Genomic DNA, 26802 nt, shown 5'->3' on the forward strand with positions numbered 1-26802 from the left:
CACCGACATGACGACCGAGGGCAGGATTCGCACCGAGACGCACGACCACATCTTCAAGATCATCATCGATAACCCCGCGAAGAAGAACGCCTTCTCGCCGCTGATGATGGAACAATTGTCTGACGCGTTGACCGAGCTGCACGACAACGAGAATTACTGGGTCGGCGTCATCTGCGCCGAAGGCGGGGATTTCACCGCCGGTCTCGACATGCCGAAATTCTTCGGCCCGACCGCCGAGAAGCGCAATTTCAAGGAGGGCAATGTCGACGCCTTCGGCCTGCAGAAGCGCTGCGCAAAGCCTGTTGTCACCGCCGTGCAGGGAATCGTGTTCACGATCGGCATCGAGTTGATGCTGGCCGGCGACATCGTGATTGCCGCCGACGATTGCCGTTTCTGCCAGATGGAAGCCAAGCGCGGCATTGCGCCGCTCGGCGGCGCGCATTTCCGTTTTCTATCGCGTGCCGGCTGGGGCGATGCGATGTATCACCTTCTGCTTTGCGATGAATTCAGTTCGCAGCGTGCCCGGGAGATCGGGTTGGTGCAGGAGGTCGTGCCGGCCGGACAGCAGATCGGGCGCGCGATGGAGATCGCCGCGATCATCTCCCGCAACGCACCGCTCGGCATTCAGGTCACCAAGGAAGCGGCGCTCAGATATGTCGAGGGTGGCGAAGCCGCGGCCATCGCCTACATCCCCACGATCCGCGAGCGTGTTTTGAATTCGGCCGACGCGCGCGAGGGCATCCAGGCCTTCATCGCGCGCCGGGCCGCCGTCTTTCAGGGCCGATGATCGTGAACGATATGGCGCTTTCCACCCGGCAGCAGGCCCTCGCCGACCTGCTCACCGAAGCCCGCCGTAACGGCCGCCAACTCGAGACCTTGGCTGACGATCTCGTGCCGGAGACGGCCGCGGGCGCCTATCAGGTCAACCGCGTCGTGGCCGAGCAGCTCGGCTGGCCAACGCTGGGCTGGAAGATCGCGGGCACGACAAATGCGGTCCGCGGCAAGCTCGGGCTGGACGGCCCGATCTATGGCCGCACCTTCCGCCGTTTCGAGTGCAGGTCCCCTGCGCGCTTCAAGGCGGCCGAATTGCTCGACCCGCTGGTTGAATGCGAGTTCTTCGTGACGCTGGCCCGCGATCTGCCGCCGCGTCGCGAGCCTTGGACGCTACCCGAGGTGACCGATGCCATTGCCGAAGTGCATGCCGGCATCGAGGTCGCGGAATGCCGGTATCGCCGCGGCGCGCTGCCGCCGCTGCCGGCGATCCTTGCCGACGGCAGCGCGTCGGGCCGTTATGTCTTCGGCGACCGCATCGAGAACTGGTGTGACGGGCTCGCTTCGATGCGGGTGCGGCTCGAGGTCGATGGCGCGATGCGGCGGGAGGGCAGCGGCGGCGACGTGATGGGCGATCCGTTGGCCCCTTTGCTGTGGCTGGCCGAGGAGCGCCGGCATTGGGGCGACGGGCTTCGCGCCGGTGAAACCATCAGCACGGGCTCGATGACGGGCATGCTGCCGGTACGCGCCGGTCAAAGCGTGCGCGCGCGATTCGACGATGCGGCCACCGTCGAGATCGCGTTCGAGTGAAGCGCCCGGCTACGCCGGGATGCGCGAACGCGCGGCGTCCGGTTCACGCCGCGCGCCCGACGCAAACACGATGTCTTCATAGCCCTTGGCGACGGCGTCGTTGATGGCGGGCGACGTATTTCGGCGTGCCGCCGTTGTAGACGAAGTAGCGGTACTTGCCGTGCTCGTGGCCGGGAACGTTGGAATTGTAGCCGGTGAACCACGACTTGGCGTTTCGCATCAGCATGATGGCGTACATCTTTTTCACATGCGCGCTCCAGCGCTCCTGCGCCGCCAAAGTTGGATCGGCGCTGGTGTAGCCGCGATCCCAGATGTGCCCGAGCAAGCCCATGCACCAATTGACGCCGGTCTCGATGCCGCGCGGAAAATTGGTCGAAGCCGAGCCGCTTTGCGGGCCGGTCGGCATCAACAGGTTTGGAAAACCGTGAACGAGCATGCCGAGGAAGGTCGACGGACCGCCCTTCCATTTATCGTATAGTTTCTCGCCATTGATGCCGGTGATGTCGATCTGGTCGTACGCGCCGGTGATGGCGTCGAAGCCGGTCGAATAGATGATGATGTCGAAATCATAGTCGCGCGCCGACGTGCGCAGGCCGGTTTCGGTCACGCGTTCGAGCGGCGTCTCGCTGATATCGACGAGATGTACATTGTCGCGATTATAGGCCTCGAAATAATTCGTCTCCAGCGGCACGCGCTGCACGCCAAAACCATGGTCTTTCGGAATCAATTTCTCTGCGATGACCGGATCCTTCACGCGCCGGCGGATGCGGTCGGCGATGTAGGCGGAGAACTCGGCGTTCGCCACTTCGTCGGTAAAGATCTCGCGGAAATTGCTGAGCCAGATTCCGAATCCCGGCTCGTCGTAGAGCTTGTCCCACAGCGCCAGCCGCTCCTCGCGCGTCACCTCATGGAAACCGCGGCGGTCGGGCTCATGCTCGAAGCCACCGGGGCTGCGGGCGCAGGCCGCGAAGATGTCGTCATAGCGCGACCTGATATCGGCCATCTCCTCGTCCGAGATCGGTCCGTTGTTGAGCGGCGCCGCCCAGTTCGGCCGCCGCTGGAATACGGTCAATTCGCCGACCTTGTCGGCGATTTCGCCGATCACCTGGATCGCGGTGGCGCCGGTGCCGATGATCGCGACCTTCTTGCCCGCCATCTCAACCGGCTCGTGCGGCCAGTAGAAGGTATGGAACGAGCGGCCCTTGAAGGTGTCCATGCCTTCCAGCCGCGGCAAGGTCGGTGTCGAGAGCAGGCCGATCGCCAGAATGACGAACCGGCAGGTCAGCTCGCGGCCATCGTCGATCCTGAGCCGCCAGATGTGCTGCGCTTCGTCGAACGCGGCCGCCTCGACCTTCGCGTTGAACTGCATGTATTTGCGCAGATCGAATTTGTCGGCGACATGGTTGAGGTAGCGGAGGTTTTCGGGCTGACCCGAAAAGCGTTCCTTCCAGTGCCACTGGTTGAGCAATTCCCGCGAGAAGGAATAACCATAGGTGTAGCTCTCCGAGTCGAAACGTGCGCCCGGGTAGCGATTCCGGTACCAGGTCCCGCCGAGGTCGGGGGAGCCGTCCAGCACCGCGGCATCCACCCCGAGATCGGCCAGACGCTTGATCTGATAGATGCCGGCCACTCCCGCGCCAATCACGATCACCTCGTAATGCGACTTGTCGCGGGGAGCCATTTCGCGGGGAGCCTTGGTCCCTTCGGTCATTTTCCACCCGGTCTTTGTTGTTCTTGGCAACGACGGCGCTTGTGTCCGTCACTAAAGCAATAATCCGCGGCAAAGCACTTGCGTCAGGATGCCGGTGTTGCGCCGCGGAATTCTGCCTTGAAACATTGTTTGAAATCGAACCGTTTCGCGCTTGCTGCAATTTCCCGTGCCCTGCAGTTTCGCCCTGCAATCATCATCCACCCATGCACGAACCCTGATTGCACAACCAAAATGCATCTGGGATGGTTGCCTCAGGCGGGAACAGTTGAGGGGGCCTATGAGCTACCAGCACATCACATGCGACCTCGACAGTCCCTTGATGATCGTCACTCTCAACCGCCCGGAAAAACTGAACGCCTATACCGGCCAGATGGGCGCGGAAATCGCCGATGCCTTTGAGCGCGCCGACACTGATGACGATATCCGCGCCATCATCGTCACGGGCGCCGGCCGCGCCTTCTGCGCCGGCGCCGACGTGTCGGGCGGTGCGGCAAGTTTTGACACCTCCGGCAGCCACGGCGCCGGCGTGTTTGCCAGCCCGAACCCGGGCGGCGGCCGCTTTGTCGAGGCGATCTTCAATTGCCGAAAGCCCTCGATTGCGGCGATCAACGGACCGGCGGTGGGTGTCGGCATCACGATGACGTTGCCGATGGATATCAGGATCGCGGCCAGGGGCGCGAAAATCGGTTTCATCTTTGCGCGCCGCGGCCTCGTCCCGGAAGCCGGCAGCGCCTGGTTCCTGCCAAAGCTCGTCAGCCTGCCGCAGGCGCTGCGCTGGTGCCTGTCGGGCCGGATGTTCGACGCGGATGAAGCGCGGCAAGGCGGCCTCGTCAGTGAAGTGGTCGATCCCGCAGAATTGCTGGCGCGCGCCAAGGAGATCGCGCGCGAAATGACCGAAGGGACGTCAGCCGTCTCAGTCGCACTGACGCGGCAGATGTTGTGGCGCTTCTCCGGCGCCCCCGCCCCCTTTGACTTGCTTGATATCGACAAGCCGATGTCGATCGAGCGCGGCGGCCACGCCGACGTGCGCGAAGGCGTCAAGGCTTTTCTCGAAAAGCGAGCGCCGGATTTTCCCGGGAAAGTATCGCAGGATATGCCGAGCCAGTATCCCTGGTGGAAATAGCAGCCGCGATCGTGTGACAATCAATACAGACAAGTAGCAAAGGCAGCAGCATGCGCGACCAGTTCACCAACACCCAGCAGATCCGCAAACCCGCGGTTACCGCCAAGGGCGGTATCGTCGCCGCGCAATCCGGCAAGGCGGCCAAGGTCGGCGCCGAGGTGCTGGCGGCGGGCGGCGATTGCGTCGATGCCGTGATCGCGACCACGTTTGCGCTGGGCGTGCTGGAGCCCTGGATGAGCGGGCTCGGCGGCGGCGGCGCGATGGTGCTCTATCGCGCCCGCGAGGACCGTTATGAAGTGATCGACTACGGCATGCGGGCGCCGCTCAGCCTGCGCCTGGAGGATTATCCGCTGAGCGGCGGAGCGGCATCCGATCTGTTTCCGTGGGCGCGGGTCAAGGACGACCGCAACATCCATGGCCCCGGCGCGATCGCGGTGCCCGGCGTGGTTGCCGGCATGGAGGAAGCGCATCGCCGCCACGCCAAAATGCCATGGCAGGAACTGATCGCGCCCAGCGTCGCCCTCGCCGGAGAGGGCCTCGCGGTGGACTGGTGGACCACGCTGATGATTGCGAGTGCGGCGCTTGATCTCAGGCGCTATCCCGCCAGCGCCGCCGCCTATCTCGTTGATGGATTGCCGCCGAATGCACCATGGGGGATCAAGACCAAGGTCCGCCTGCCACAGGACAAGCTCAAGGCCACGATGGCGCATCTGGCCGCGCAAGGTCCGCGCGATTTCTACGAAGGCGATCTGGCGCGCAGCCTCGCCGCCGATGTGCGAAGCGCCGGCGGCGCGCTGTCGGTCGAAGATCTCATCCCGTTCAAGGCTTTTCTGCGCGAACCGCTGGCGATCCCCTATCGCGGCGGCAACGTGTTTGCGACGCCGGAACTGACCGCCGGACCAACGCTGGCGCGTACGCTGCACCTGCTGCAGCAAAATCTGCAGCCAACAAAGGGCGCACCGGATTCCGCGGCCTATGCAGCGTACGCCGAGGCACTGCAAACGGCCTACCGCGAACGCCTCAAGGACATGGGTGACGCCGACGGCCGCCGCGCGCTCGGCGCCGAAACGCTGGCGCCGGCCTGCACCACGCATTTCTCGGCCGTCGATCGCGACGGCAACATGGCCGCGGTGACGCAGACCCTGCTGTCATCGTTCGGCTCCAAATTCGTCTGCCCGCAAACCGGCATCACCATGAACAACGGCATCATGTGGTTCGACCCGACGCCGGGCACGCCGAATTCGCTGGCGCCGGGCAAGCGCTGCCTCACCAATTACACGCCGGTGCTGGCGCAGGCGTCTGACGGCCGCCGCACCGCCATCGGCGCCTCCGGCGGTCGGCGCATCCTGCCCGCGGTGACGCAGCTTCTGTCGTTCGTGATGGATTACGGCATGGATCTGGACGCGGCGATCCATCAGCCGCGCATCGACGCCAGCGAAGGCGCCATCGTGATCGGCGACGTGCGCTTGCCGAAATCAACGCGGGAGAGCCTGCGTGCGCAGTTCGATTACGAGGAAGCGCGGATCCAGACCACGCCGATGAAGTTCGCCTGCCCGAGCGTCGTGCTGCGCGACGGCGCCACCAACAGCGGCGCCACCGAGGTGTTCCAGCCATGGAGTGAGGCGGTCGCGGAAGCGTAACGCGACAATCGCAAAGGGTACGGCCCGATGCGAAAAGTCTGGATCGTCCACGCGGCTCTTTCCCGCCCGCCCCTCGCCCATGAGCAGCTCGATTCGATCGAGCTAATTCAGCCGCTCACGATTCAAGCGAGAGCAAGGGAATATCGAGAAAATAGACGAACCCGCTCGGCTCGTACGTCAATCTGACATTGCCTTTGAGTTGCCGGCCGAGCGTCTCGATCAGGCGCGTGCCAAAACTCTGGCGCGTCGGGGCCGCAACCGCCGGGCCATCCTGTTCTTTCCAGGTGAAATGCAGCCGCGATGCCGGCCCATCCTTCGCCCAGCTGATTGCCACGTGACCGGCGGGCACCGACAATGCGCCAAATTTCGTGGTGTTGGTGCAGAGTTCGTTGAGGGTCATCGCGATCGCAATAACCGCGCCTGATGCGATCTGCACATCGGACCCGGCAATCGAAAACCGGGGCTTGTCTGGATTGTCGAATGGCTCGGTCGCCCCCTTGACGATCGTTCGCAGCTCCGCACCGGTCCAGCGCGCCTGCAACAGCAGATCATGGGCCCGACCGAGCGCCAGCAAACGGCCTTCGATCGCTTGCTGCGCATGCTGCGTGCTCGGCGCGTTGCGAAGACTTTGCGACGCGATGGCGCCCACGGTTGCCAGCGTGTTCTTGATGCGGTGATGAAGCTCTTCGAGGATCAGTTTTTGCAGCTTGTCGGCGGCTTCGCGCTCCTTTGCGTCGATGCCGGCCTGCTCAAGCAGCGTCTCGGCGCTGAGCTTGGCCTGTGTCAGCAGCAGCCGGAGACTGACGTTTTCTGCCGCCAGTTCCTCCTGCGGTGACGTCGGATCGGACGCATCGAGGGAGGCATACGGATCAGGAACTGTTCTGAACATCGACAACGAATACCACCATCTGTCCGGTTCCGGACATTTCTTTATGCCAGCCGTCTGACCGTTACGGTGCAGAATCATCGGTATTTCTTCCCTGCCGATTTCAGGCCGGGCCGAGCATTTCGTGCATTTCCGCGATGATTTCGTCGGATTGCAGCGGTTTGCCGAAAAATCGGCTGTCCAACGGAATGTCGCTGCCGGACAATTTCAGCTGTCCGGACGCCAGGATGATCTTGATGGGCGGCCAATTCTCGCGGACCGCGTGTGCCAGTTGCAGCCCGTTCATGCTACCGGGCATCTGAACGTCGGTAAGCATCAGCGCGATATCGGATCGGGAGCGGAGGATGGCCATGGCTTCATCCGCGTCCACGGCCTCGACCGGGACATAGCCGGCGTCTTCCACCATATCGACCACGCGCATGCGCAGCATCATCTCGTCTTCAACGACGAGCACGACGAGCGGAAGGAGGGAATGATTCAACGGCATCATGTACGGCTCATCTGCGCGCAATGACCAGGCGCACTTCGCGAACGGCTGCACCCGACGCTCCTAGCAGCGCGAATATCGCGAACGCCGAGATAACTTTGATCATGTTGGGCTGCTGACTGTGGCGGATCGCCAATCCCACTGCGCTTGGGGATCGATTGGCAACGGCGCTGCGGACGCAGAGTTCCGCAACGACGACCGATATTTGCACCGCTGCGCTTGCCAATTAAGGCAGGTGTCGATCCCGGCTCACGCAGCGACGCTATCAATTCCGGGCCGCGTCGGGGCCTCGAACATCAGCCGCGAAAGTCGATGCTGCGCAGGATGATGCCGGGAGGCGTGCCCTCGAACTCCCGCGCCTGGAACTTGCGCGAGGCGCATTGTTCGATCCGGTCGCGCAGCCGGATGAACTGCTCTTCACGCCGTTCCGGCGCTGTCCGCGAAACACGCTCAAGATCGTCCATCGCCGACGCACTGACGGCGCAGGGGACTTCCCTGCCGTCGTCCATCATGGAAAACTTCAGCACCATGCGATCATATTCGTAGCCCCCGATGCTGCCACGCGCGAGCGTCATCGGGCGGTTCTCAAAGGTCGGAACAACCGTACCATCGATTTCTCCCACTCAACCCACCATCATCTTCTTCTTGGCCGGCGGGGGATTGATTTCGGCAATCCTGCGCAGGCAGTCGGCTTCGGAATCATGCGGGCCCGAAACGAAAGTGCCGCTGACCTTGGTCGAGTACCAGCCGGACACGACACCGAGGCGAAGCGATTCTTCTGTCTTGACGTGACGGGGCGAGAGATTTTTCATCAGATACTTTCAGTTTGGCCGTTCGATCTTGCGTCGAACACGCTGGATAAAGTCTTGGTTGGTCGAAGCCGCTTGTTCGTTTTGTTCAGGCATCATCGCCGGAGAGCCGGGTGAGATCCGCAAGCACCACGCTCACGAGGTCGCGGTGATGCGTGTCTGATGGCGCGAGGCTGGCCGAATAGAGGTTGAGCACATAACGCGCCTTGGCCACCGCCTCGGACCACGAGGCGGCCGGTACGGCCAGGAGCTGGATCTCAACCACGCCCTGCTTGTCGCGCAGCAGCTTCGCGTTGGCCTCGACGTCGGCGAGCACGCGGCGGATGTCGGTTGCCTTCTGCGCCGCCATGCCGCGATGCTTGTCGAGCTCGATCGGGATCTCGGTCACTTGGGCGCGCTCGCGTCGATCCGCTGCGCATCGGACAGATCGACCGAGCTGATCGAAATCATTTCCATCGAAGATCGGTGCGGCGCCGCTGCAGGGACCATGATCATGGTGGCCACACGCCGGAAGCACGGGAACGACAGCCCTTCGATCATCTCCTCATCGGTGACGACTTCGTAAGCGCCGGGCGCGAGTTGGCGATCAATTCCCTTGATGCGGAACGGGTGCCTGAAATGAATCGTTTCCCGTCGCGAGCGCATCGTCATGGCAACAGACCTCGTCTGCGCACGGAACCATCGGATTGTTCGGACATCGGCGTAGCGTGCGCGCTTTTGCGGCAATTAGCTATCGTTTTCTCTGTCGAGAGGCGCATTTGGTCGAATAAAGCAGCAAAAGCCTTGCATTCGGTGGTTTCGTAGCCATTTCAAGCAGGTATTCAGCCAAGAAAGTATTTCGAATGAAGCTGCGCGTCGGATTCGAAATGCTTTACGATTTCCCGCAGCCGACACCCATGATCATGGTGCTGGGCACTCATTTCACGCGCGCCTCCGACGTCATCGTGCCGGACTTCCTGACCACCACGCCTGCGGTCGAGATCACCCCCTATCGCGACATGTTCGGCAATTGGTGCAGCCGCATGGTGGCGCCGGCAGGCCGCCTCCGTCTTGCCGCCGATGGCGTCGTTCGCGACTCCGGCCTGCCCGATCCCGTGTTCAACTCGGCCGTCCAGCACGCGGTCGAGGATCTGCCTGCGGACACATTGGTCTATCTGCTCGGCAGCCGCTATTGCGAGACCGACCGCCTTTCGGACATTGCCTGGCAGTTGTTCGAGAAGACGCCGCCGGGCTGGGCGCGGGTGCAGGCGATCTGCGACTTCGTGCATCGCCACATCGCGTTCGGCTACGAGCACGCCCGCGCCACCAAGACGGCGTGGGAAGCCTATAGCGAAGGCAAGGGCGTCTGCCGCGACTATGCTCATCTGGCCATCACGTTCTGCCGCTGCATGAACATTCCGGCGCGCTATTGCACCGGCTATCTCAGCGACATCGGCACGCCCAAGCCCTGGGCCGTGGGGGATTTCGCCGGCTGGTTCGAAGCCTATATCGGCGGGCGCTGGCACATGTTCGATCCGCGCAACAACGTGCCGCGGATCGGCCGCGTCCTGATTGCACAGGGGCGCGATGCCTCCGACGTGCCGATCACCCAGACCTTCGGCCCGAACACGCTGGCGAGCTTCAAGGTGTGGACCGACGAGGTCGCCGCATGAGCGAACCACACCCCGCCCTCAGCGCCGACGAATTCGCCTCCTTGCGCGAAGTCAGCAAAGGCGATGCGCAGCGTGAAATTCCCCAGTTGCACTGGGAACGGCTGGTCGGCCTCGGCTACGCGGTGCGGCGGCTCGGCGAACTCGGCTTGACCGCGTCCGGCCTGCGGCGCCTGGCGAGCGGCCAATAGCCACCTCAATCCCTGGAGCCGCTTGCACCGCTGGCGAGATGGATGCAACTTTCGGCCGACTTGGCCGTAACTCGCTGCATCAGAGCGTTTTCAAGCGAAGTGGAGACCGGTTCGCGTTAAGAAAACGCGTCAGATCAAGAATCTGGAGCCCCGTTACGATTTCATCGAAACGGAAGAGGCTCTAGCCAGGGGACATCCGCATGCGCGCTCTTGCTCTGCTTGTCGTCTTCCTGATCGGCCTGGGATCGCCGGCCTTCGCCGACGATGTCGCCGCCGCGCAAAGCGTGATCCGCGCGCAGGAGCAGGCTTTTGGCCGCGACGATTCCGCCGCCGCCTATTCTCACGCGGCGCCGTCGATCCAGCAGATTTTTCCGGAAGCCGATATCTTCATGCAGATGGTCCGGCAGGCCTATCCGCCGGTCTACCGCCACAAGAGTTTTGAATTCGGCGAAGCCCGCGCGGCGGGTGGCCGGATCGCCCAGCGCGTCCACATCGTCGATGCCAATGGCGAGGCATGGGAGGCGTTGTATACGCTGGAGCAGCAGCCCGACGGCAGCTTCAAGATCACGGGCTGCTCGCTGTTGAAGGCGGGCCAGGCGGTGTGAGACATACGTTGCGACAGAGGGCCGCACCAAGCCTCGACATCAGAATTCGCACGCAGTCCTTTGCCATTGCAACCGCCGGGGGTTTACGCCTTACTCGCCGCAATGGACGCGACCGCGTCTTGATCCCGGAGGAAACAAAAATGAAAACAGTACAGACGATGCTGGCCGAGGCCGAAGCCGAGGTGCCGCGTATCAGCCCGGATGAAGCGAAGAAACTGGTTGGCCGGGCTGACGTGCTGTTTCTCGACGTCCGTGAACCGGCCGAGGTCGCAGCATCGGGCAAGGTCCCGGGCGCACTCGCCATTCCGCGGGGACTTGTGGAATTTCGCGCCGATCCGGCTTCCGCGCTGCACGACGCGGCGTTCGATCGATCCAAGACGGTGGTCGCCTACTGCGCATCCGGCGGGCGCTCGGCGCTGGTCGGCAAGACCCTGAAAGACATGGGATACAATAACGTCCGCAACCTTGGCGGCTTCAAGGGCTGGCTGGAGGCCGGCGGCGAAGTCGAGAAGGGATAGTTGGCGCGAGCATGATCCGGACCCGCAGGGCCGCGTTAGCGCAAAGCGGGCAACCGGTTTTCCCTCGCGACAAACGCGGAACGCGTTTGCGCGGAGATCATGTTCACACAATAAGATGGAGCGGGATGACGGTTCGAGGAGACGTCATCCCGATCTAGGCCATCGCCATCCGCTGCCGCGCGCGCATCAACAGCAGCACCATGATGGCGATGTTGACCAGGTTCCAGGCGACGCCGTTGGTGAACGCGGCGGCGTAGGAGCCGGTGGCGTCGAAGATCACGCCGGAAATCCACCCCCCGAACGACATGCCGAACACCGAGGCCAGGATCACGAACCCGACGCGTGTCGCGGCCTCCGAGGCCGGCATCGTCTCGCGGACGATGATGGCGTAGCTCGGCACGATGCCGCCCTGGAACAGCCCGAACATCGCGGAGATCAAATAGAGCGAGGTCAGGCCGTCGAAGAACAGATAGAACAGCAGCGCGGAGCCTTGCGCGACCGAGCCGATCAGCAGCGTCGGGATGCCGCCGATCTTGTCGGCCAGGAAACCAGAGCCGATGCGGCTGATGATGCCAAGGCCCAGCATCAGCGACAGCATTTCGGCGCCGCGCGCCACGCCATAGCCGAGATCGCTGCAATAGGCGACGATGTGAACCTGCGGCATCGACATCGCCACGCAGCAGGAGATGCTGGCGAGCCCCAGGATCACGGTGAGCGCATTGGTCGACAGCTTCAGGTCGAGCCGCGGCGGCGGCGCGTTGGCGTGGCTGCGGCGCACCCCTGCGCCCATCAGCACGCGCAAGCCGATCAGCGCCAGCGTCATCGCCACGGCGGTGAAGATACCGACGGCGATATGGGTGGTGCGCCAGTCATAGGTCTGCATGCCCCAGTTCACCACCGACGGCCAGACCGCGCCACCGATGTAGTTGCCGCTGGCGGCGATCGCGACCGCCAGTCCGCGGTAACGCTCGAACCAGTGCGAGGCTTCCGCCATCAGCGGGCCGAAGGTTGCCGCCGAAGAAAGCCCGATGGCAAAATGCACGAGAATGTACGGCCAGATCGACCATGACATGCCGGCGACGATATAGCCGAGGCCCAGAATACTGATGCCAAGCCCGATCGCGGTGACGATACCGTAGCGGTCGGATATCTTGCCTGTTATCACCTGGCCCAAACCGAAACCGAGCATCATCATGGTGAAGGCCAGGGACGCCGTGCCCCTGGTGGCGCCGAAATCCTGCTGCACCACCGGCAGCGCGACCACCACCGACCACATGCCGACGCTGCCGAGCGAGCCGATCAGCACGGCCACGGCAAGCCGGGCCCAGGCTCGGCGCGAGTCGGGAACGAACAATTCGGAATCTCGAATGAATTCAGAAGAAATGACCACGGCGGGCGCAACTTCTAGCGCAATTGCCTAGAGGTCAAGCCACAATGGCGCGATATTGGGCATGCAGATGTGGAGGGGGTGCGCGTCATATGACCAGCACCTCCCCCTCAGAGCATTAGCGCCGCGCCTAGCGCTCAGAGCAATGGCGCCTGCTCACGCCATCTGCTGCCACAATTTTTGCACCAGCACGCCGGCGCGTTTCTCGACCGACGCCGCGGCATCCAGCGCCAGGTCCTCGCGATAGCGTCCCGCGATCAGTTGCACGCCGATCGGCTTGCCCTCGTGCAGCGCGACGGGCACCACCGCGGACGGCAGGCCCAGTACATTGATCGCGGAAATGAACCGCAAATCGTTGAAGAACATCTCGGCCACGCGTTCCAGGCTGGTCGTATCCGCGCGCGGCCCGGGCGTCGGCATGACCGTCGTCGGCGCCAGCACGACCGGATAATCCTCAAAGAAGGCTTGCCAGGCGCGAATATGACCGCTGCGCGCGGCCGTCGCGCGCATCCAGCCCGCCAGGTCGAGCGTGTTGGCCTTTAGCTTGATGCCGCCCCACGCCGTGTGGAAATGCTCCGAGGCTACCGCCAGCATTCCGGCTTCCTGCAGCACGGCGACTTCATTGACGATGATGTCGCACCAGGTTTGCCAGACGCCATTGATATCAGGGACCTCAATTTCGCTGACGCGATAGCCCCCGCGCTCCAGATGGTCGGCGGCCTGCTTCAGCGCCGCGCGCACCGATGGATCGACGTTCATGTCGGCGGGCAGTTTCGCCAGCGCGACCTTGATCGGCCCCTTCGGTTTCGGACCCGCCAGCGGTGCCGGAACCCACCAGGGATCGCGCGGATCGCGCTGGCACATCACTTCAAGGCCGAGCCTGACATCGCCGACGCTGCGCGCCAGCGGTCCCTGCGCCGACATCAGATGGGCGAGCATCGGCCGCTCGGCTGTGGCGCTTTGATTGAAGGCGGGGATACGGCCTTGCGTCGGCTTGATGGTAGCAACGCCGTTGCAATGCGCCGGCCAGCGCAGCGAGCCGCCGATGTCGTTGCCATGCGCGATCGTGCCGATGCCGGCCGCGACCGCCGAGCCGGCGCCGCCCGATGATCCGCCGCAGGTGATCTCGGGATCCCATGGGTTGAGCGTCAGCCCGTGCAGCGGATTATCCGTGAAGCCGCGGAACGAGAATTCGGGCGTGTTGGTCAGCCCCAGCACGACAGCGCCGGCCTTCCGGAGATTGCGCACCACAGGCGCGTCTGATGGAGCGATGATGTTCATTTGCGAAGGCACGCCATTGGGATTGGGCCTGCCTTCGTAATCGACATTTTCCTTGATCGTGATCGGCACGCCATGCAGCAGGCCTAGTTCGCCGCCTTTCGCCCGCGTCTGGTCCGCCGCCCTGGCAGCCTTGAGCGCTTCGTCGGAGAGATCGACCACAACCGCGTTGAGGTTTGGATTGACCGCGCGCATCCGCGCGACGTGAGCCTCCGTAACCTCGACCGAAGAAATCGCGCCGGACCGGATGGCTGCCGCAGTCTCCAGCGCCGACCATTGCCAGACCGGCCCCTTGGGCGTGGCCGGCTTGCGCGAAGGAGCGCTCTTGGCCTTTGCTTTCCCGGTCTTCCTGGCCGCCTTCGCGGCCTTGCTGGCGCGGACAGAAGTTTTTTTTGTCGGTTTTTTCGCGGGCGTCTTTTTCGAAGCGCGCTTCACAACTCTCTTGGCCAATTCGGTTCTCCTCCAATTGCGCGGCGGAGGTTATGGGCCGAGAGGCCGCGTGTCGAGGCTTGCGCGGCCGACCAACGAGCTTCGCCAATCGATTGATTCAAAAGCGATCGATGCGAGCAGGCGCGGTGCAATCGCAAAATGCGCCGGGAGGCTGAACGGCGATCGAACGGGAAAGGCGCATTTCGATCGGCATTTCCGTGATCCGGATCACTTTTTCAAAGGCGCGGATCGTTCAGGCTGCGCGCGGGCTCGGGGCCACCGCCCCGCCGCTTCTAACGGTTTCGTGAGCGGCAATAGTGAAGCAGCTCACGATTGCCGCCGCGCGTCTCGACTTACAAAAGCCAATGCAACGTGGGAGCTGAACATGCCAAGAGACTTAACGAAAGTCCTGCGCCATGATGTCACTCAGCGTACACATAATGATTGGGCGATCGCTATCCCTGTTGGATTGGTGATCGCGGGCCTGCTGGGCTTCGTCGCCTTTTATCCGAAGCCAGCACATGTATCCAAAGCCGGACAGGCTGAAACCGTGGGCATGGTCGCCGCGAAGCCGGACCCAGTCCCCGCTGCAAGGAAGCCGGTCCGCTACGAAGCGACCATCGAAAACTGGAAGCGCTACCGCGCGGCAACCAAATCTGCCGGGAATCCTCCGGCGGATTGAGCCCTCCTGATCTGCGAGCGGACCAGCGGAGCGCCGACATCCCGGCGATCCCCTCTGCGTGCCGCCGCCTTCCGGCGGACAGAGATCAACGGGTAAAGCCATCTTGCACTGCATCCTTCAGCCCCGGGCTGCGCCGAAAGGTGCTCGCAACCGAGGCCGGGCCGGCATAGCCTTGCACCCGCTTGGCCGGATCAACCGGCCGGCGCATATCCTGGGAGGAAGTGATGACACGCGACGTGCAGCGCGATCCGCAATCCATGATTTCACGACGAACGCTCGTCCACGGCCTGGCGCTCGCCGCCGGGGCCACCGTGGCGGGGGCCGGCACCGCGCTGGCCCAGCAGGGCGGCGCGGTGGGGCCGCCATCCGTGGTCACCACCCCGCCGCGCGATTTCAGTCCCCGGGGCGCGCCGACCACCTATTTCTGGGACCCCGATATCATCGCGGTCGATCCGTCGTTCAACGACCTCGCCCAGCCCAACGCGCCAATCCAGCGTCTCCATACCGGACTGCTGTGGGCCGAAGGCCCGGCGTGGAGCTCGCAGGGCCGCTATCTCCTGTGGAGCGACATTCCCAATAATCGCCAGATGCGATGGACCGAGGATGACGGCCGCGTCAGCGTATTCCGCACCCCGTCCAACAATTCCAACGGCAACTCGTTCGACTTCCAGGGCCGGCAGCTGTCCTGCGAGCATCTCACCCGCCGGGTGGTGCGCTACGAGCACGACGGCACCGCGACCGTGCTCGCCGATAATTTCGGCGGCAAGAAACTCAACTCGCCGAACGACGTCGTCGCCCATCCCGATGGCAGCTACTGGTTCACCGACCCGCCCTATGGCGGCCAGCTCTATGAGGGCGAACCGGACGTTGCGGGAGGCCCCAGCAATCCTGCCGGCAAGCTCAACCCTCGGATCGGCCAGCCGGCCGGCTTCGTGCCGGGCAAGCGCGAGCTGCCGACCAATTGCTATCGCATCGACCCCTCAGGCCGCGTCGATCTGGTCGTGACCGAGGAGCAGGTGCCCGATCCCAACGGCCTTTGTTTCTCGCCCGATTACAAGAAGCTCTACGTCGCCAGCACCGGCAAGGGGCCCGGCGATACCGGGCCGGGCGGCAAGGGCGACATGTTCGTGTTCGATGTCGGCACCGACAACAAACTGTCGAACCACAAGCGGTTCAGCGACTTCATGGTAGATGGCGTCAAATGCGGACCGGACGGCGTGCGCTGCGACGTCAACGGCAATGTCTGGGCTTCCAGCAATGCCGGCCGCGCCGTCGGCTATAGCGGCGTGACGATATGGTCACCGGACGGCAAGCTGATCGGCCGGATCCGCCTGCCCGAAGTGTGCGGCAACGTCTGTTTCGGCGGGCCGAAGCGGAACCGCCTGTTCATGGCCGCGAGCCAGTCGCTCTACGCCGTGTACACCGCAACCCAGGGCGCCGGCCCGGGCTGAGCCGTTCGGCACCGCGCCAAACAGCGAAAGGAGAAGCCGGCGCAACCCGCCGGCTTCTTCATGCCGCACAGCCCTCGACTTCATCTTGTCTCGACAGTTCTTTGTCTCAAGAAATCTTTGGGGATGCTCACGCCTGTGCGCGACCATGCGCATGCGTGGGGTCTCCGCAGTCATACGGAGGCAAATTGTGGCTCCATTGTGCAATAGTGAACAGACGCCCCAGCGTATTTCGCTATCAATGTCTGAGTTTCATCACGAAAGAATTTTCAAACTAAGGCCCGGCCGGTGTGCCGGGCTTTTGCATATTCGCCTTCGTTCCGCTGGTGGGTCAGGCGCTACGCCCTGACCGTCGCCCGGTCAGATGCCGCGCCCCCAATAGCCGGGCGGATCGAACCCAACAGTCCTCAATAGTCGCGGCGAGGCTTTTGGCTGCGTCGCTTTCCGCCCTCGTAATAGGGATTGACGACGCATTGTGCGGCGCGGCCGGATGCCGACATATTGCATTGTGGGATCGAGGTGTAGCCGCATTCGAAGTAAAAATCGTTCCGGCCTGTGTAGACCTGAAGGCAGACGGGATATTTCGGATCATAGGTCTGGGCGTGCGCCGGCGGCGCTGCCACAACCGCCGCAATCGCCAACGCGGCCAACATCAGAATGCGCATCAGAACTCCTTCGACGGCAAAACTACCCGCTGCCGGCATAACCCAGCGCGGGTGCCGGTAGTTCCTCTCGGACAAGCCACGCATGCCCGATCCGGAAAACCCGACGCTACATCGCACCGTCGAGAGAGGCCAGCCTGCAGCCGATTGAACCCCGCTGCAGGCCAGGCTTACTTGTCGAGATTACTTGCCGATATTTCTGATGATTGTGCTGGTCGTATCGTTCATGGCGCGGAGCATGGTGGTGGTCAGCTGCACGGCCATATGCCGCTGAGTCATCATGCTTTGCAGACTGATCATATCCAGCTCGCCGCCACACACCCGGTCGAGCTCCGTTTCTGACAATTCGTGCACAAGACTAGTCATGTTGTTTCCCCCAACTGGATGTACCGGCCGGTACTAAACGTTCGATCAGCGGATCGGGAAGATGTCCTTCCACGGGGTCGGCTGCAGCGGCTTCGGGAACAGCACTTTCAGGATGTCGGGAAAACGGATGCAGCCACCTTCGATCACGCCGCCGGCCACGATCTCCAGTTCCTCGATCGCCAGTTCACGGTTTTCGGTATTGCGCTTGGTCATCACATTTCTCCATCGGTTAAGAATGAGGTGAAGAGCGTTAGTGCTCGTCATGACGCAACACTAGGCTTGCCGATCGCGGATCACCGTGACGATCGTCACACGAGCCGGAATGACCGGTGCGGATGAGGCCGATGCTTCAAACCGTGACTTACCTCACGGCACGTCGCTCGCGCGAACCTAGCCTGCCCTGTCTGACGATGCGGATGGTCCGTTCGTCCCACGACAGGAGACAGATATGGAATCCGGGCAAATCAAAACCAGACCGCTCAGGGAAACCGAACTCGACACGATCGCGGGCGGCCGGACTTGCAACCACGCTCCGCCCAGGATGGAAGTGAGCATACCGTTCGGCGGCCAGGTGCTGGTGATCTGGGCGACCTCCACCTGCTCCGGCACCTATTGGTACGTGAAGTAATGCGCAGGCCGGCCCCTTTGGCGGCCTAACTTCCCGCTGATGGTCCGTCCGCGACAATGATCGCGCGCCAGAACCGCCGCGCATCGCGGACACACGGCCGCGTTGTTGATCGCGACTGGTTCGCGTTTCCTGGCCGTGATAGTTATTGCGAAACGGTCAAGTTTGAAAAAAACGTGACGGGAGATCGCCATGGCTTACTCCAAAGAGGCTTACTCCAAAGAGGCTTACTCCAAAGAGGCCCACTTCAAAGCGGCGCGCTTCAAGGACTTCGTACCCCAGGGGGTGATCCCCGCGGTGCTGCTGCCGTTCCACGACGATCTCACCATCGACGAGCCGAGCTTCCGTAGCCATCTGCGTGACGTCGCGGCTGTCGAGGGCCTGTCGGCGGTGACGATCAATGCGCATTCGACCGAAGTGGCCTCATGCACTTCAGATGAGCAGAGCCGGGTGCTTGACATCGCGGTCGACGAGATCGGCGACCGCCTGCCGTTGATCCACGGCATCTGGGCGGACGGCAGCCTCGAGGCGGCGCGGATCGCAAAGCGCGCGCAGACCGGCGGCGCTTCGGCGCTGCTGGTGTTTCCGCCGGCGCCCTTCACGCTCGGCCAGACCGCTGAGATGGCGCTCGCGCACTTCAGGACAATCGCGGCGGCCTCCGATCTGCCGCTGATCGTTTTCCAGTATCCGCTCGCTACCGGGCAAGGTTATCCCGCGGCGACGCTGACCCGCCTGCTCGACGAAATCCCCACCATCCGCGCCATCAAGGACTGGTCGCAAAGCGTGCCGCAGCACGAGGCGCATGTAAGGATGCTGCAATCGCGAAAGCAGCCGGTCAACGTGCTCTCCACCAACAGCGCCTGGCTCTTGAGTTCGCTGGTGCTCGGCTGCAACGGACTATTGTCGGGAAGCGGCAGCGTGATCGCCGATCTGCAGGCCCGGCTGTTGCGGGCGGTCGAAGCCTGCGATCTTGCCGAGGCGCGGCGGCTGAACGATCGCATCCATCCGCTGATGGCTGTGTTCTACGCCGATCCCTTTGTCGACATGCACAACCGCATGAAGGAGGCGCTGGTGCTTCTCGGCCGCCTGCCGCGCGCCGTGGTACGGCCGCCATTGGTCAAGATCAGCGAGCCGGAGATCGCGCGGATTCGCGAGGCGCTGGTGGCCGCAGGTCTGCTCGATGAATCCGGAAAGCGGCGCGAAGCTGCCTGACGTGGTCTCGCTACTGTTTGCCGGCGGTTGCGAGCGGTTCGACGACCTGCTGATCGACGACGCTCAGGCGCCCCGGCAGCGCCCCTGAACGTACCAGCATCGCGACGTTGTTGGCGTCTCCGAGCGTAAAGTTGCCCGATATGATCGCCGAGCCGCCGGTGATCGGCTCGCTGATAATCGACTCTGACAGCACCTGGTCGTCAACGACGATCGCGAACGGCTTTGTGATATTTTCTTGCGTGATGGTGGCGAAGCGCCGGGCGCCGCGTGCATTCAAGCGGAACGACGCGATCGGCTGCTGCGTCCGCGGGTCGATCAAGGGCGACGCGTCGATGATATCGTCGCCCTCCATTGCGACCTCCTTCAGGACCACAGAAGGCTCCCTGGTCTTGAAGTGGTAAAGAATTTCGGATGTCGGTGGCAGCGGACCTTTCTGAGCCAGCGCGGCAATCACGGACACATCGACCAGGCGAAACGTCACCCGCCCTCGCTTGCCGAGCAGCGCGCTCACGCGTTCGGGATCCCTGACGCCCGGCAGCAGCACGCGAAGCCGGTCGGCCCCGTCGGGCTGCACGCTGGCGTCCCTGATGCTGGCGTTGCGCAGGCGTTGATCGATCATCTCGCCGGATTGCCTGACCAGTTCGTGCAGGCGCTCGGCCAACCCGGCCTCGGTCGGCATCAGGCGGATCAGCCCGTCACCGCTGTCGGTGACGCTGATCGTCTGTGCGCTGGAAGGCAATTCTTTCGTGGATGGCACCAGCTTGGCCAGCACGCGTTGCCGGTCCTTGGGCTCGGCAATCCGGACCTCGACGCCGCCGTCGCGCATCGCCAGACCGGAAAACGGAATGCGCCCTTCCCGCACGGTCCGATACAAATCATCGCGCAGTTCAGTCACGACTGCTTCGCGCAACGCGGCGCTATCGACCTTGAACAGAATTTTGGAGCCGCCTTGCCTGGCCAGCGCCTGCTCGGCATTGGCTGCAATCGTCGCGCGCATCTTGTCGACCGCCTGCGCGTCATCGGACGTCGCGCGCGGCGCGGCCACCGCCGAACACGCGGTGGACGCCAGCATGAAGGCGACGATAAACCCTGCCTTCTTGCCTCGCGCGTACATGGTCTCAGCGTCCTCTCATCCGGCGGCACGGATGTGCCCGTCCTTTAGTGCCGGAGGGGCGCGCCGAGGTTCAAAGGCCTTGCCAAAGGCCCAGGGCCAATGTGAACTCCCGTAGCTACTCAGGCTGGGAGACGTCGCGTGAGCCCGATCGATACGCTCTTCACCAACGCAAAATTCGCTGACGGTTCGCTCAATGATGTCGCCGTTGCGAACGGACGCATCAGCTCGGTTTCGAGGGCGGGAACCCAGATCTCCGCCGGTGCGCCGACACGCGATCTCGGCGGCGCGCTAATCGTTCCCGGGTTTGTCGAAGGACACATCCACCTCGACACCAGCTTCTACGGCGACGACTGGAAGCCCCACAAGCCCTATACCAGCGGCTTCAATGTCCATGAACGCGTCGCCTTTCAGGCGCAAAATTTCGCCGAAGCCGCTCCCGTGGAAGTCCGCGCCCGAAATCAGCTCGAGCTTTGCATCGGCCATGGTTCGACGCATATGCGCAGCCATGTCACGGTGGACGGCACCATCGGGCTCAGATCGCTGGAGAAGATTCTGGCGGTGCGCGAAGCCTACCGGAATATCATCGATATCCAGCTCGTCGCGTTCCCGCAGAGCGGCATCCTGCAAAGCCCCGGGACAGCTGAACTGCTCGATGAAGCGGTGGCGATGGGCGCTGATCTCGTCGGCGGCATCGATCCCGCAAGCTTTGATCGCGATGTCGAAAAGCATCTCGACATCGTATTCGGTGTTGCCGAGAAACGTGGCGTCGGCGTCGACATACATCTGCACGATAATGGCACGCTCGGAATCTTCGAAATCGAACAGATTGCGGCGCGGTCGCGCGCGCTCGGCATGGGCGGCCTTGTCGCGATCAGCCACGCCTATGCGCTCGGCGATGTCGCCACGGACATCGCCAAACGCACGGCCGACGTTCTGGCGGAAAGCGACATTGCGATCATGACCAACGCGCCTGGACGCCGGCCCTTTCCGCCCGTCGCCCTTCTGCGCGAGGCCGGAGTCACCGTATTCGGCGGCAGCGACAATATCCGGGATTCCTGGTGGCCTTACGGCGATGGCGACATGCTGGGCCGCGCCAACATGATCGGCTACCGCTCCGGCTTCAACACCGACGACGAATTGGGGATCGCCTTTGACGTCGTGACCAGGGCCGGCGCGAAAGCGCTGCGGCTTAAGGGCTATGGGCTTGAGGTCGGCGACAAGGCCGATTTCGTGACCTTGAATGCGCAACATGTGCCGGAGGCAGTGGTGGTGATCCCGCGCGGGCGATCGGTCTACAAGAATGGAAAACTTGTGGCTCACGATGGCATGCTGGCCCGATCGTAAGCCTGCCTCCACCCCGGACCTGCTAGCTACCTATCAAGACTTGTTCTGGCGCCAGCCCATTTCCCAGAAGTCGGCTTCGAGCCGGGTTGCTTCCTTGAAGGTCGCGATCAGCTCGGCCTCGCGGGCCGGCGTCGCGTAGCGATCGGCAAGGGATTCCAGATGCGCCCGCGCGTTCGCCGCAACTTCCTGATAGGGCGCACCGGCATATTCGGCGATCCAGACACGATATGGGTTGGTTGCGAGCAGCGCGTTCGGGTGCGCGGCGAGCCTGGTTGCGATCTCGGCGTAGCCGATCACGCAAGGCGCCAGCGCCACCTTGAGCGACAGCAGGTCGCCGCGCATCCCGGCGTCGAGCACATAGCGGGTATAGGCCAGCATCTCGACCGCCGGAGGGGCTTGTTCGAGATCGCCGGGCGACAGCCCCCAGCCGGCGCAGAGTTTGACGTGCAGGTCCATCTCGACGTCGAGAATCGCCGAAAGGCCGGCCGCCGCCTCGCGCATGTCCGCCAGCTGAGGCGCCTTGTAGACCGCGAGCGCGTAGGCGCGCGCAAACTCGATCAGGAACAGATAGTCCTGAACGAGATAGTGACGAAACGCCGCCTCGGCGAGCGAGCCGTCCGCCATGGCGTTCGTAAAGGCATGCCCGGTGTAGGCGCGCCACTCGGCGGATGCTGCGGTCTTCAATCGCTCGAAGAAACTCATGATCTTTCGCTGGGCTGGCTTTTCAACGGATGGCTTGTCGGTGATAACAGACCACTGCGGCCCGGGACAATGCCCGCTCTGCGCAGAAGCATTTCATAGCCGGATGGAGCACGACGGCAGCTTGAATGCTGCTGCGACGTTTCGCGGATCAGCCAGCGCTGCCGGCGCTGGAACTCCGCGGCCCGGACGGCGTTGACGCGTATGGCAACCGTTTTGCGAAAACCCGTGATCATTGCCGCGATTGTCGCGGCCGTCTCGATTACCACCATCATCCTGGTAGATCACACCAACCTGATCATTGACCGACGGCCACCCCAGACGCCTCCCGGCACGACATTCAATACGGTGAATGACGCCGGCGCGACGGTTAATCCGACCCGGCCTGAATCTGCGATCAAGCCGACGCCGCCCGGCCCGGCACCGGTTCAGCCGGCTATTCCGGCCAAGTAGCCGACGGCCCGCTGGCGCGCAAAAAAACCAAGTGGTTGCCGGCGATCGCCTGCGAGTCAGAATCTCGGATATCGGGCCACGCCTTGCGCGGGACCCGTTGGACTAATCCGGCCCCCGGTCCTACCGAGTCACTTGGCGTAGCCCTGGGATCGGAGCCACGCGATCTTGCGGTTTCCGTTCATCCAGTCGTCGGCATCTGCCTTGCTGGTCAGCCCGGTGATCTCGCGTTGTTCGCTGCCCGGATAGTCTGCCTGGATAGTCCAGTCGTCATCTGCGATCCGGACGGTCTTGAAGGTCACTTTTGCTTTTGCCATGAGACCTTATGCACCATCCGGAGGGGATCGTGTGAGGTTTCTCATGATTGAAATCAGCGCGCAGGCAATGAAAAAGGCCGCCAACCGAGGCGGCCTTGCAAGCTGAAGTGTCAATTATCGGACGCCGTTATGGTTGGGCGGGCATTTGCCTTCACCCTTCGACTCGGCGACGCGCCGAGCGCCGCGCTGGATCCCGGCTACTGCCATATCAGTGATCATTGAGCCACCGGCCACGGCGCCAAGTTCGATGTCGGTCAAGATTGAGGTCTGTTTGGTCATTGTCCCGCTCCATGTTTGGCGAAGGCCGCCGTTGATCTAGCGAGTATGCTGGATGACGATCCCGTGGACTGTGACCGCCGTCACGCAGGGAACGCCAACCAGGACGGGTTAGCGACTGCCTAATCCGCCTGCCCAAATTGAAAGCATAACGGCAACAATTCCGTAAAAGTACGGAAATCGCGCACCGCCAAAGCAGCGCCTTGCGGGAAATCGCGGGGATCGTTCAATGGAACTTTAGTGTTTGCCATCTATCAAGCCCGGCACCGACCATTACCGGCTGACATAGATCCGAGGGCGAGCCCAACCGTGCATCTTCAATTTTTTCGGGCTCTGGCCAACGTTGCCAATTCGACGAGGATCGGCGCGATCGAGTGCGTCGCCCGCTTTGGAAAAAACAGCTCGGGCAATATCGCGGTCCTGTTCGGGATTGTCCTGGTGCCCCTGCTGATCGCCGTCGGCTGCGCCATCGACTATTCGGTGGCGAACAATCAGCGCACCAAGATGCAGTCGGCGCTCGATGCCGCGATCCTGGCCGGCTCGATCGCCGGCAAACAAGCGCTCGATTCCGGCGCCAGCAGCACCGCGGCGATTGCGGCAGCCAATGCCGCTGCCGCCAATTTCTTCTCCGCCAATATAACATCGGGCATCTCGGCCAGCATCAGCACCACCTTCACGATGAACGGCCTCACGCTTGCAGGAAAGGGAACGGCGACGGGCACCGTTTCCAACTCCTTCATGAAGGTGGCCGGCCATCCGACCACGCAATTGTCGACGGCCTCGCAGTCGAGCTCGACGGCCCAACCTTACCTGAACGTCTACCTCCTGATCGACATCTCCGCATCGATGCTGTTGCCATCGACCAGTGCGGGCATCACGCAGATGATGAACGGCCAGGGCGGCTGCGCGCTGGCCTGTCATGACAAGGCCAACGGCACCGATTCATATGCCTGGGCCCTGAACAAGGGAATCGAATTGCGCTACCAGGTCGTCAATCAGGGCGTCCAGAATCTGCTGACACACCTCAACAGCAATTCCAGCCTGAAATCCCACGTCAAGGTCGGGCTGTGGTCGTTCGACGACAACCTGACGCAACTGACGGCTCCGACCTACACCTATTCGATGGTATCCGGCAATTTCCCGGCGCCTGCGCTTGCCAACACCGACGCATCGGCGGCAACGCCCTTCAACAGCCTGATATCGAAATTCATCAGCGATGTCGGCCCCGCCGGTGACGGCAGCTCAGCGTCGAGTCCGCTGAAAATGGTGATCATTGCCACCGACGGCGTCAACGATCCGACACGGGCGTGGGTCTCGGAGCCTTCGCTTCGATCCCAGGTCAAGGTGTTCGATACGGCCTTCTGCAGCACGTTCAAGAGCAAGGGCGTCACCGTTGCGATCATCAATACGCCCTATTATCCGATGACCTGGGACTGGGGTTACAACGCGACGCTCGGCCAGCCCGGCAGCCTCGGCGGGGCGACCCGCGTGGACGATATTCCGATCGCCTTGTCGGCGTGCGCGGGCAAATATTTTACGGTGGCGTCAGACGTCGCCTCGATCCAATCGGCGTTCACAAAGCTTTTTGTGGCGGCGTCGCCGATACGGCTGACGAACTAGCGCGTGGACTCATAAGCGCGGAGCCATAGCCTGATTGACGCAAGTTGCACGAAGGCAAGGTAGTTGGCAGCCAGCTTGTCGTAGCGCGTCGCAACCCGACGGCATTGCTTGATCCGGTTGAAGAAACGCTCGATTCGCTTGCGGTCGCGGCAGAGATAAGGGCTGAAGCAGATCGGATCGTTGCGATTGCGTTTTGGCGGGATGTTGGCCCATGCGCCTCGCCTCATGGCGAGCCCCTGATCCAATCGTCGTCATGGCCACGGTCGGCAAGCAACGTTGATAAAGACCTGACCTAGTTGAGGTTTGCCAAGAACGCGTTTATCGCATCAGCTCCTTGTTTGGGCTGCTGGCACATCCACCAATGACCCGCTCCTTCCAGCACTGCGACTTTTGCGCCGGCGCGCTCGGCAGAACGGCGCGCGAGCGTTTCTCCGCCAACAAAGAAATCTTCCGTAGCGATAATCGCTAGGCCGGGTTTGGCAACGGCTCGCGGCAAGCTCGCACCGAGATCGCGCATCACCGGTTGAGCGGCTGATCTGTACAGCGACAAAATCGCTCGACCCAGGTCCGCGTTCGCACCTGCGATCACTTTCTGAGCGATTGCCCTGGTCATGCCCAGGCTCACGTACCGCTCGACACGGGCCTCTGCCGGCATGCTGGCCATCTGTGCAAGCGCCTGCTCGCCGATTTCTGCCGTCTGCCAAGCCTGTGCCATGTCGTGCCAGACGTAATCAGGGTCGAAGCCGCCCAAAATATCACTTGCCCAGGACCGTATCAGATCTGGACGTTCCATCGCGATGCGGACGACATGTCCGCCACCCCAATCATGTCCCACAAGATCGATGGGTTGTGCCAACTTTCCAAGTTCGAGGGCGAGCCAGTCGCGATAAGCGTCGGTGGAACAGTCAAAGCCCGAAGGGATTGCGGAGCCAAACCCGGGTGGCGACAGACGAACAACGTCGTGGTTGCGCAAATGCGGGACTAAGTCGTCCCATACAGCCTCTGTTTCAGGATTTCCGTGAACGAAAACAATCGTCATGGCAGATCCCCTCAAACAACGTTTTCGCAATGCCTGTGCGTACCGCCGTAACCTATCGCTTCGACGTTAATGCCGAAAGCGGGCTTCAAGGTGGTTTTTTGGTCGCGGTAAATTTGGGGTGGGCATGCCAGCTCATGGGCACTTCTCGGACATCCAGCATTGTCCGCTTTCTAGTCGCTATTGGTGGCATAGCGGACATCGGAAATTTATGAGTACACGGCCTAACGCGTCGAGCGGATGAGCTGGAGCGCCATCCGCCGTTCGAACCCAAGACAGGATGGCGGACTGCGCCGCCACCTGTTCATCGGGCCGCGCCTTGCGCGACCCGTCGGGCTCTTTCCGCCCTATGGCCCTGGCCGAAACAGGCCGCGCGCAGATCAGTACCGGTCGTAGTAACGGCCGCGCGGATAGTAGGCGTAGGCGTGCATGGGGTTGATGCCGCAATAGGCGTCGGTCCCGTACGCGGTCGCCATGCACTGCTGGTAGCTGGAGAACTGGCAATTGCCGGGATAGCCCCACTGGCGGCCTTGCAGGCAATAGCGATCCTGGATGCGCTCGGCTGCGGGTGCTGGCGACATCGATCCGACGACGGTCAAGGCGGAAACGGCTGCCAGAATGGCAAGGGAAACATTGCTGCGCATGGTCGAAACTCCT

General features: G+C 62.7%; 33 protein-coding genes and 1 pseudogene. 15 read left to right on the top strand and 19 right to left on the bottom strand.

Features of this window, described 5'->3' with window-relative positions; translation table 11 throughout:
• The first annotated feature begins 7 nt into the window (after positions 1-7).
• Positions 8-787, top strand: coding sequence for a crotonase/enoyl-CoA hydratase family protein (locus JQ629_RS06410; protein WP_212411954.1), 780 nt, complete (start codon positions 8-10; stop codon positions 785-787).
• Positions 784-1581 carry a 2-keto-4-pentenoate hydratase gene (locus JQ629_RS06415; RefSeq protein WP_212411955.1) on the top strand — a complete coding sequence of 266 codons (798 nt, stop codon included), beginning with the start codon at positions 784-786 and terminating at the stop codon, positions 1579-1581. Before JQ629_RS06410 ends, JQ629_RS06415 begins: the two co-directional genes overlap by 4 nt.
• A gap of 76 nt (positions 1582-1657) precedes the next feature.
• Here the strand turns inward: JQ629_RS06415 and JQ629_RS06420 are convergent, their stop codons facing one another.
• Positions 1658-3292 (bottom strand): flavin-containing monooxygenase, encoded by a 1635-nt coding sequence (locus tag JQ629_RS06420; protein WP_249134846.1) that lies wholly within the window; start codon positions 3290-3292, stop codon positions 1658-1660.
• Positions 3293-3569: 277 nt separating this feature from the next.
• Here JQ629_RS06420 and JQ629_RS06425 point away from each other — a divergent pair, with 277 nt between their 5' ends.
• Entirely contained in the window at positions 3570-4415 is an 846-nt protein-coding gene (locus JQ629_RS06425; protein WP_212411956.1) for an enoyl-CoA hydratase-related protein, read from the top strand.
• 50 nt (positions 4416-4465) lie between these two features.
• Positions 4466-6055 (top strand): gamma-glutamyltransferase family protein, encoded by a 1590-nt coding sequence (locus tag JQ629_RS06430; protein WP_212411958.1) that lies wholly within the window; start codon positions 4466-4468, stop codon positions 6053-6055.
• A 115-nt stretch (positions 6056-6170) separates the two neighbouring features.
• Here JQ629_RS06430 and JQ629_RS06435 read toward each other — a convergent pair whose 3' ends face one another.
• The 6 genes from JQ629_RS06435 to JQ629_RS06460 form a co-directional block, all read right to left on the bottom strand.
• The gene (locus tag JQ629_RS06435; protein ID WP_212411959.1) at positions 6171-6944 is read right to left on the bottom strand and encodes a sensor histidine kinase; all 774 of its coding nucleotides are present in this window, start codon (positions 6942-6944) and stop codon (positions 6171-6173) included.
• A 100-nt stretch (positions 6945-7044) separates the two neighbouring features.
• Positions 7045-7482 (bottom strand): response regulator, encoded by a 438-nt coding sequence (locus JQ629_RS06440; protein WP_349631217.1) that lies wholly within the window; start codon positions 7480-7482, stop codon positions 7045-7047.
• Positions 7483-7724: 242 nt separating this feature from the next.
• A complete protein-coding gene (locus JQ629_RS06445) occupies positions 7725-8003 on the bottom strand; it encodes a DUF1488 family protein (RefSeq protein ID WP_212411960.1) in 279 nt (92 codons plus the stop codon).
• A 48-nt stretch (positions 8004-8051) separates the two neighbouring features.
• The gene (locus tag JQ629_RS06450) at positions 8052-8240 is read right to left on the bottom strand and encodes a hypothetical protein (protein WP_192739935.1); all 189 of its coding nucleotides are present in this window, start codon (positions 8238-8240) and stop codon (positions 8052-8054) included.
• 85 nt (positions 8241-8325) lie between these two features.
• On the bottom strand, positions 8326-8625 hold the full coding sequence (locus tag JQ629_RS06455; RefSeq protein ID WP_212411961.1) for a hypothetical protein: 300 nt from the start codon (positions 8623-8625) through the stop codon (positions 8326-8328).
• Positions 8622-8888: a hypothetical protein gene (locus JQ629_RS06460; RefSeq protein WP_192739933.1), complete on the bottom strand. Its 267-nt coding sequence runs from the start codon at positions 8886-8888 to the stop codon at positions 8622-8624. Before JQ629_RS06460 ends, JQ629_RS06455 begins: the two co-directional genes overlap by 4 nt.
• A gap of 191 nt (positions 8889-9079) precedes the next feature.
• Here JQ629_RS06460 and JQ629_RS06465 point away from each other — a divergent pair, with 191 nt between their 5' ends.
• The 4 genes from JQ629_RS06465 to JQ629_RS06480 all read left to right on the top strand — a co-directional run bounded on the left by JQ629_RS06465 (position 9080) and on the right by JQ629_RS06480 (position 11200).
• Entirely contained in the window at positions 9080-9889 is an 810-nt protein-coding gene (locus JQ629_RS06465; RefSeq protein ID WP_212411962.1) for a transglutaminase-like domain-containing protein, read from the top strand.
• Positions 9886-10077, top strand: coding sequence for a hypothetical protein (locus JQ629_RS06470; RefSeq protein WP_192739931.1), 192 nt, complete (start codon positions 9886-9888; stop codon positions 10075-10077). Before JQ629_RS06465 ends, JQ629_RS06470 begins: the two co-directional genes overlap by 4 nt.
• 200 nt (positions 10078-10277) lie before the next feature.
• The gene (locus tag JQ629_RS06475) at positions 10278-10682 is read left to right on the top strand and encodes a DUF4864 domain-containing protein (protein ID WP_212411963.1); all 405 of its coding nucleotides are present in this window, start codon (positions 10278-10280) and stop codon (positions 10680-10682) included.
• Between the two features lie 140 nt (positions 10683-10822).
• Positions 10823-11200, top strand: coding sequence for a rhodanese-like domain-containing protein (locus tag JQ629_RS06480; protein ID WP_212000484.1), 378 nt, complete (start codon positions 10823-10825; stop codon positions 11198-11200).
• Between the two features lie 154 nt (positions 11201-11354).
• Here JQ629_RS06480 and JQ629_RS06485 read toward each other — a convergent pair whose 3' ends face one another.
• Both JQ629_RS06485 and JQ629_RS06490 read right to left on the bottom strand, forming a co-directional pair.
• Positions 11355-12554, bottom strand: coding sequence for an MFS transporter (locus JQ629_RS06485; protein WP_212411964.1), 1200 nt, complete (start codon positions 12552-12554; stop codon positions 11355-11357).
• Between the two features lie 189 nt (positions 12555-12743).
• Positions 12744-14300, bottom strand: a complete 1557-nt coding sequence (locus tag JQ629_RS06490) for an amidase family protein (protein ID WP_349631220.1) — start codon at positions 14298-14300, stop codon at positions 12744-12746.
• Here JQ629_RS06490 and JQ629_RS06495 point away from each other — a divergent pair.
• Together JQ629_RS06495 and JQ629_RS06500 are read left to right on the top strand one after the other, a co-directional pair.
• Positions 14191-14976: a hypothetical protein gene (locus tag JQ629_RS06495; RefSeq protein WP_349631221.1), complete on the top strand. Its 786-nt coding sequence runs from the start codon at positions 14191-14193 to the stop codon at positions 14974-14976. The two genes, JQ629_RS06490 and JQ629_RS06495, sit on opposite strands and share 110 nt — an antisense overlap.
• A gap of 224 nt (positions 14977-15200) precedes the next feature.
• Positions 15201-16427: an SMP-30/gluconolactonase/LRE family protein gene (locus tag JQ629_RS06500; protein ID WP_212266020.1), complete on the top strand. Its 1227-nt coding sequence runs from the start codon at positions 15201-15203 to the stop codon at positions 16425-16427.
• A gap of 404 nt (positions 16428-16831) precedes the next feature.
• Here JQ629_RS06500 and JQ629_RS06505 read toward each other — a convergent pair whose 3' ends face one another.
• The 3 genes from JQ629_RS06505 to JQ629_RS06515 all read right to left on the bottom strand — a co-directional run bounded on the left by JQ629_RS06505 (position 16832) and on the right by JQ629_RS06515 (position 17665).
• Positions 16832-17089 (bottom strand): DUF3551 domain-containing protein, encoded by a 258-nt coding sequence (locus tag JQ629_RS06505; RefSeq protein ID WP_212411969.1) that lies wholly within the window; start codon positions 17087-17089, stop codon positions 16832-16834.
• A 180-nt stretch (positions 17090-17269) separates the two neighbouring features.
• Positions 17270-17452, bottom strand: coding sequence for a hypothetical protein (locus tag JQ629_RS06510; RefSeq protein ID WP_212411971.1), 183 nt, complete (start codon positions 17450-17452; stop codon positions 17270-17272).
• Between the two features lie 45 nt (positions 17453-17497).
• A complete protein-coding gene (locus JQ629_RS06515; protein ID WP_212266017.1) occupies positions 17498-17665 on the bottom strand; it encodes a hypothetical protein in 168 nt (55 codons plus the stop codon).
• A gap of 235 nt (positions 17666-17900) precedes the next feature.
• Between JQ629_RS06515 and JQ629_RS06520 the strand changes: the two genes are divergently transcribed.
• The gene (locus tag JQ629_RS06520) at positions 17901-18080 is read left to right on the top strand and encodes a hypothetical protein (protein ID WP_212411973.1); all 180 of its coding nucleotides are present in this window, start codon (positions 17901-17903) and stop codon (positions 18078-18080) included.
• Positions 18081-18269: 189 nt separating this feature from the next.
• On the top strand, positions 18270-19289 hold the full coding sequence (locus JQ629_RS06525) for a dihydrodipicolinate synthase family protein (RefSeq protein ID WP_212411975.1): 1020 nt from the start codon (positions 18270-18272) through the stop codon (positions 19287-19289).
• 10 nt (positions 19290-19299) lie between these two features.
• Here JQ629_RS06525 and JQ629_RS06530 read toward each other — a convergent pair whose 3' ends face one another.
• Positions 19300-20403, bottom strand: coding sequence for a SecDF P1 head subdomain-containing protein (locus tag JQ629_RS06530; protein WP_249134847.1), 1104 nt, complete (start codon positions 20401-20403; stop codon positions 19300-19302).
• 138 nt (positions 20404-20541) lie between these two features.
• Here JQ629_RS06530 and JQ629_RS06535 point away from each other — a divergent pair, with 138 nt between their 5' ends.
• Complete coding sequence (locus JQ629_RS06535) at positions 20542-21747, top strand: amidohydrolase family protein (protein WP_212411977.1); 1206 nt, start codon at positions 20542-20544, stop codon at positions 21745-21747.
• 33 nt (positions 21748-21780) lie between these two features.
• Here JQ629_RS06535 and tenA read toward each other — a convergent pair whose 3' ends face one another.
• Positions 21781-22449: a thiaminase II gene (gene tenA / locus JQ629_RS06540; protein ID WP_212411979.1), complete on the bottom strand. Its 669-nt coding sequence runs from the start codon at positions 22447-22449 to the stop codon at positions 21781-21783.
• A 201-nt stretch (positions 22450-22650) separates the two neighbouring features.
• Here tenA and JQ629_RS06545 point away from each other — a divergent pair, with 201 nt between their 5' ends.
• Entirely contained in the window at positions 22651-22899 is a 249-nt protein-coding gene (locus tag JQ629_RS06545; protein ID WP_212411980.1) for a hypothetical protein, read from the top strand.
• 128 nt (positions 22900-23027) lie between these two features.
• On the opposite strand, the gene JQ629_RS06550 is transcribed toward JQ629_RS06545, so the two are convergent.
• Both JQ629_RS06550 and JQ629_RS06555 read right to left on the bottom strand, forming a co-directional pair.
• Entirely contained in the window at positions 23028-23213 is a 186-nt protein-coding gene (locus JQ629_RS06550; RefSeq protein WP_192739916.1) for a hypothetical protein, read from the bottom strand.
• Positions 23214-23327: 114 nt separating this feature from the next.
• Complete coding sequence (locus JQ629_RS06555) at positions 23328-23492, bottom strand: hypothetical protein (RefSeq protein WP_192739915.1); 165 nt, start codon at positions 23490-23492, stop codon at positions 23328-23330.
• Between the two features lie 306 nt (positions 23493-23798).
• Here JQ629_RS06555 and JQ629_RS06560 point away from each other — a divergent pair, with 306 nt between their 5' ends.
• On the top strand, positions 23799-25109 hold the full coding sequence (locus JQ629_RS06560) for a TadE/TadG family type IV pilus assembly protein (RefSeq protein ID WP_349631218.1): 1311 nt from the start codon (positions 23799-23801) through the stop codon (positions 25107-25109).
• Here the strand turns inward: JQ629_RS06560 and JQ629_RS06565 are convergent.
• The 3 genes and pseudogenes from JQ629_RS06565 to JQ629_RS06575 form a co-directional block, all read right to left on the bottom strand.
• Positions 25106-25401, bottom strand: a pseudogene (locus tag JQ629_RS06565) (transposase); the annotation flags it as partial. The gene JQ629_RS06560 and the pseudogene JQ629_RS06565 sit on opposite strands and share 4 nt — an antisense overlap.
• Positions 25402-26148, bottom strand: coding sequence for an alpha/beta fold hydrolase (locus JQ629_RS06570; protein WP_502752473.1), 747 nt, complete (start codon positions 26146-26148; stop codon positions 25402-25404). It abuts the pseudogene before it with no gap.
• A gap of 377 nt (positions 26149-26525) precedes the next feature.
• Positions 26526-26789: a DUF3551 domain-containing protein gene (locus tag JQ629_RS06575; protein WP_212411982.1), complete on the bottom strand. Its 264-nt coding sequence runs from the start codon at positions 26787-26789 to the stop codon at positions 26526-26528.
• Positions 26790-26802 lie beyond the last annotated feature (13 nt).

The sequence above is a fragment of the Bradyrhizobium sp. AUGA SZCCT0222 genome (assembly GCF_018130205.1).
In the GTDB taxonomy this organism is placed as follows: Bacteria; Pseudomonadota; Alphaproteobacteria; order Rhizobiales; family Xanthobacteraceae; genus Bradyrhizobium.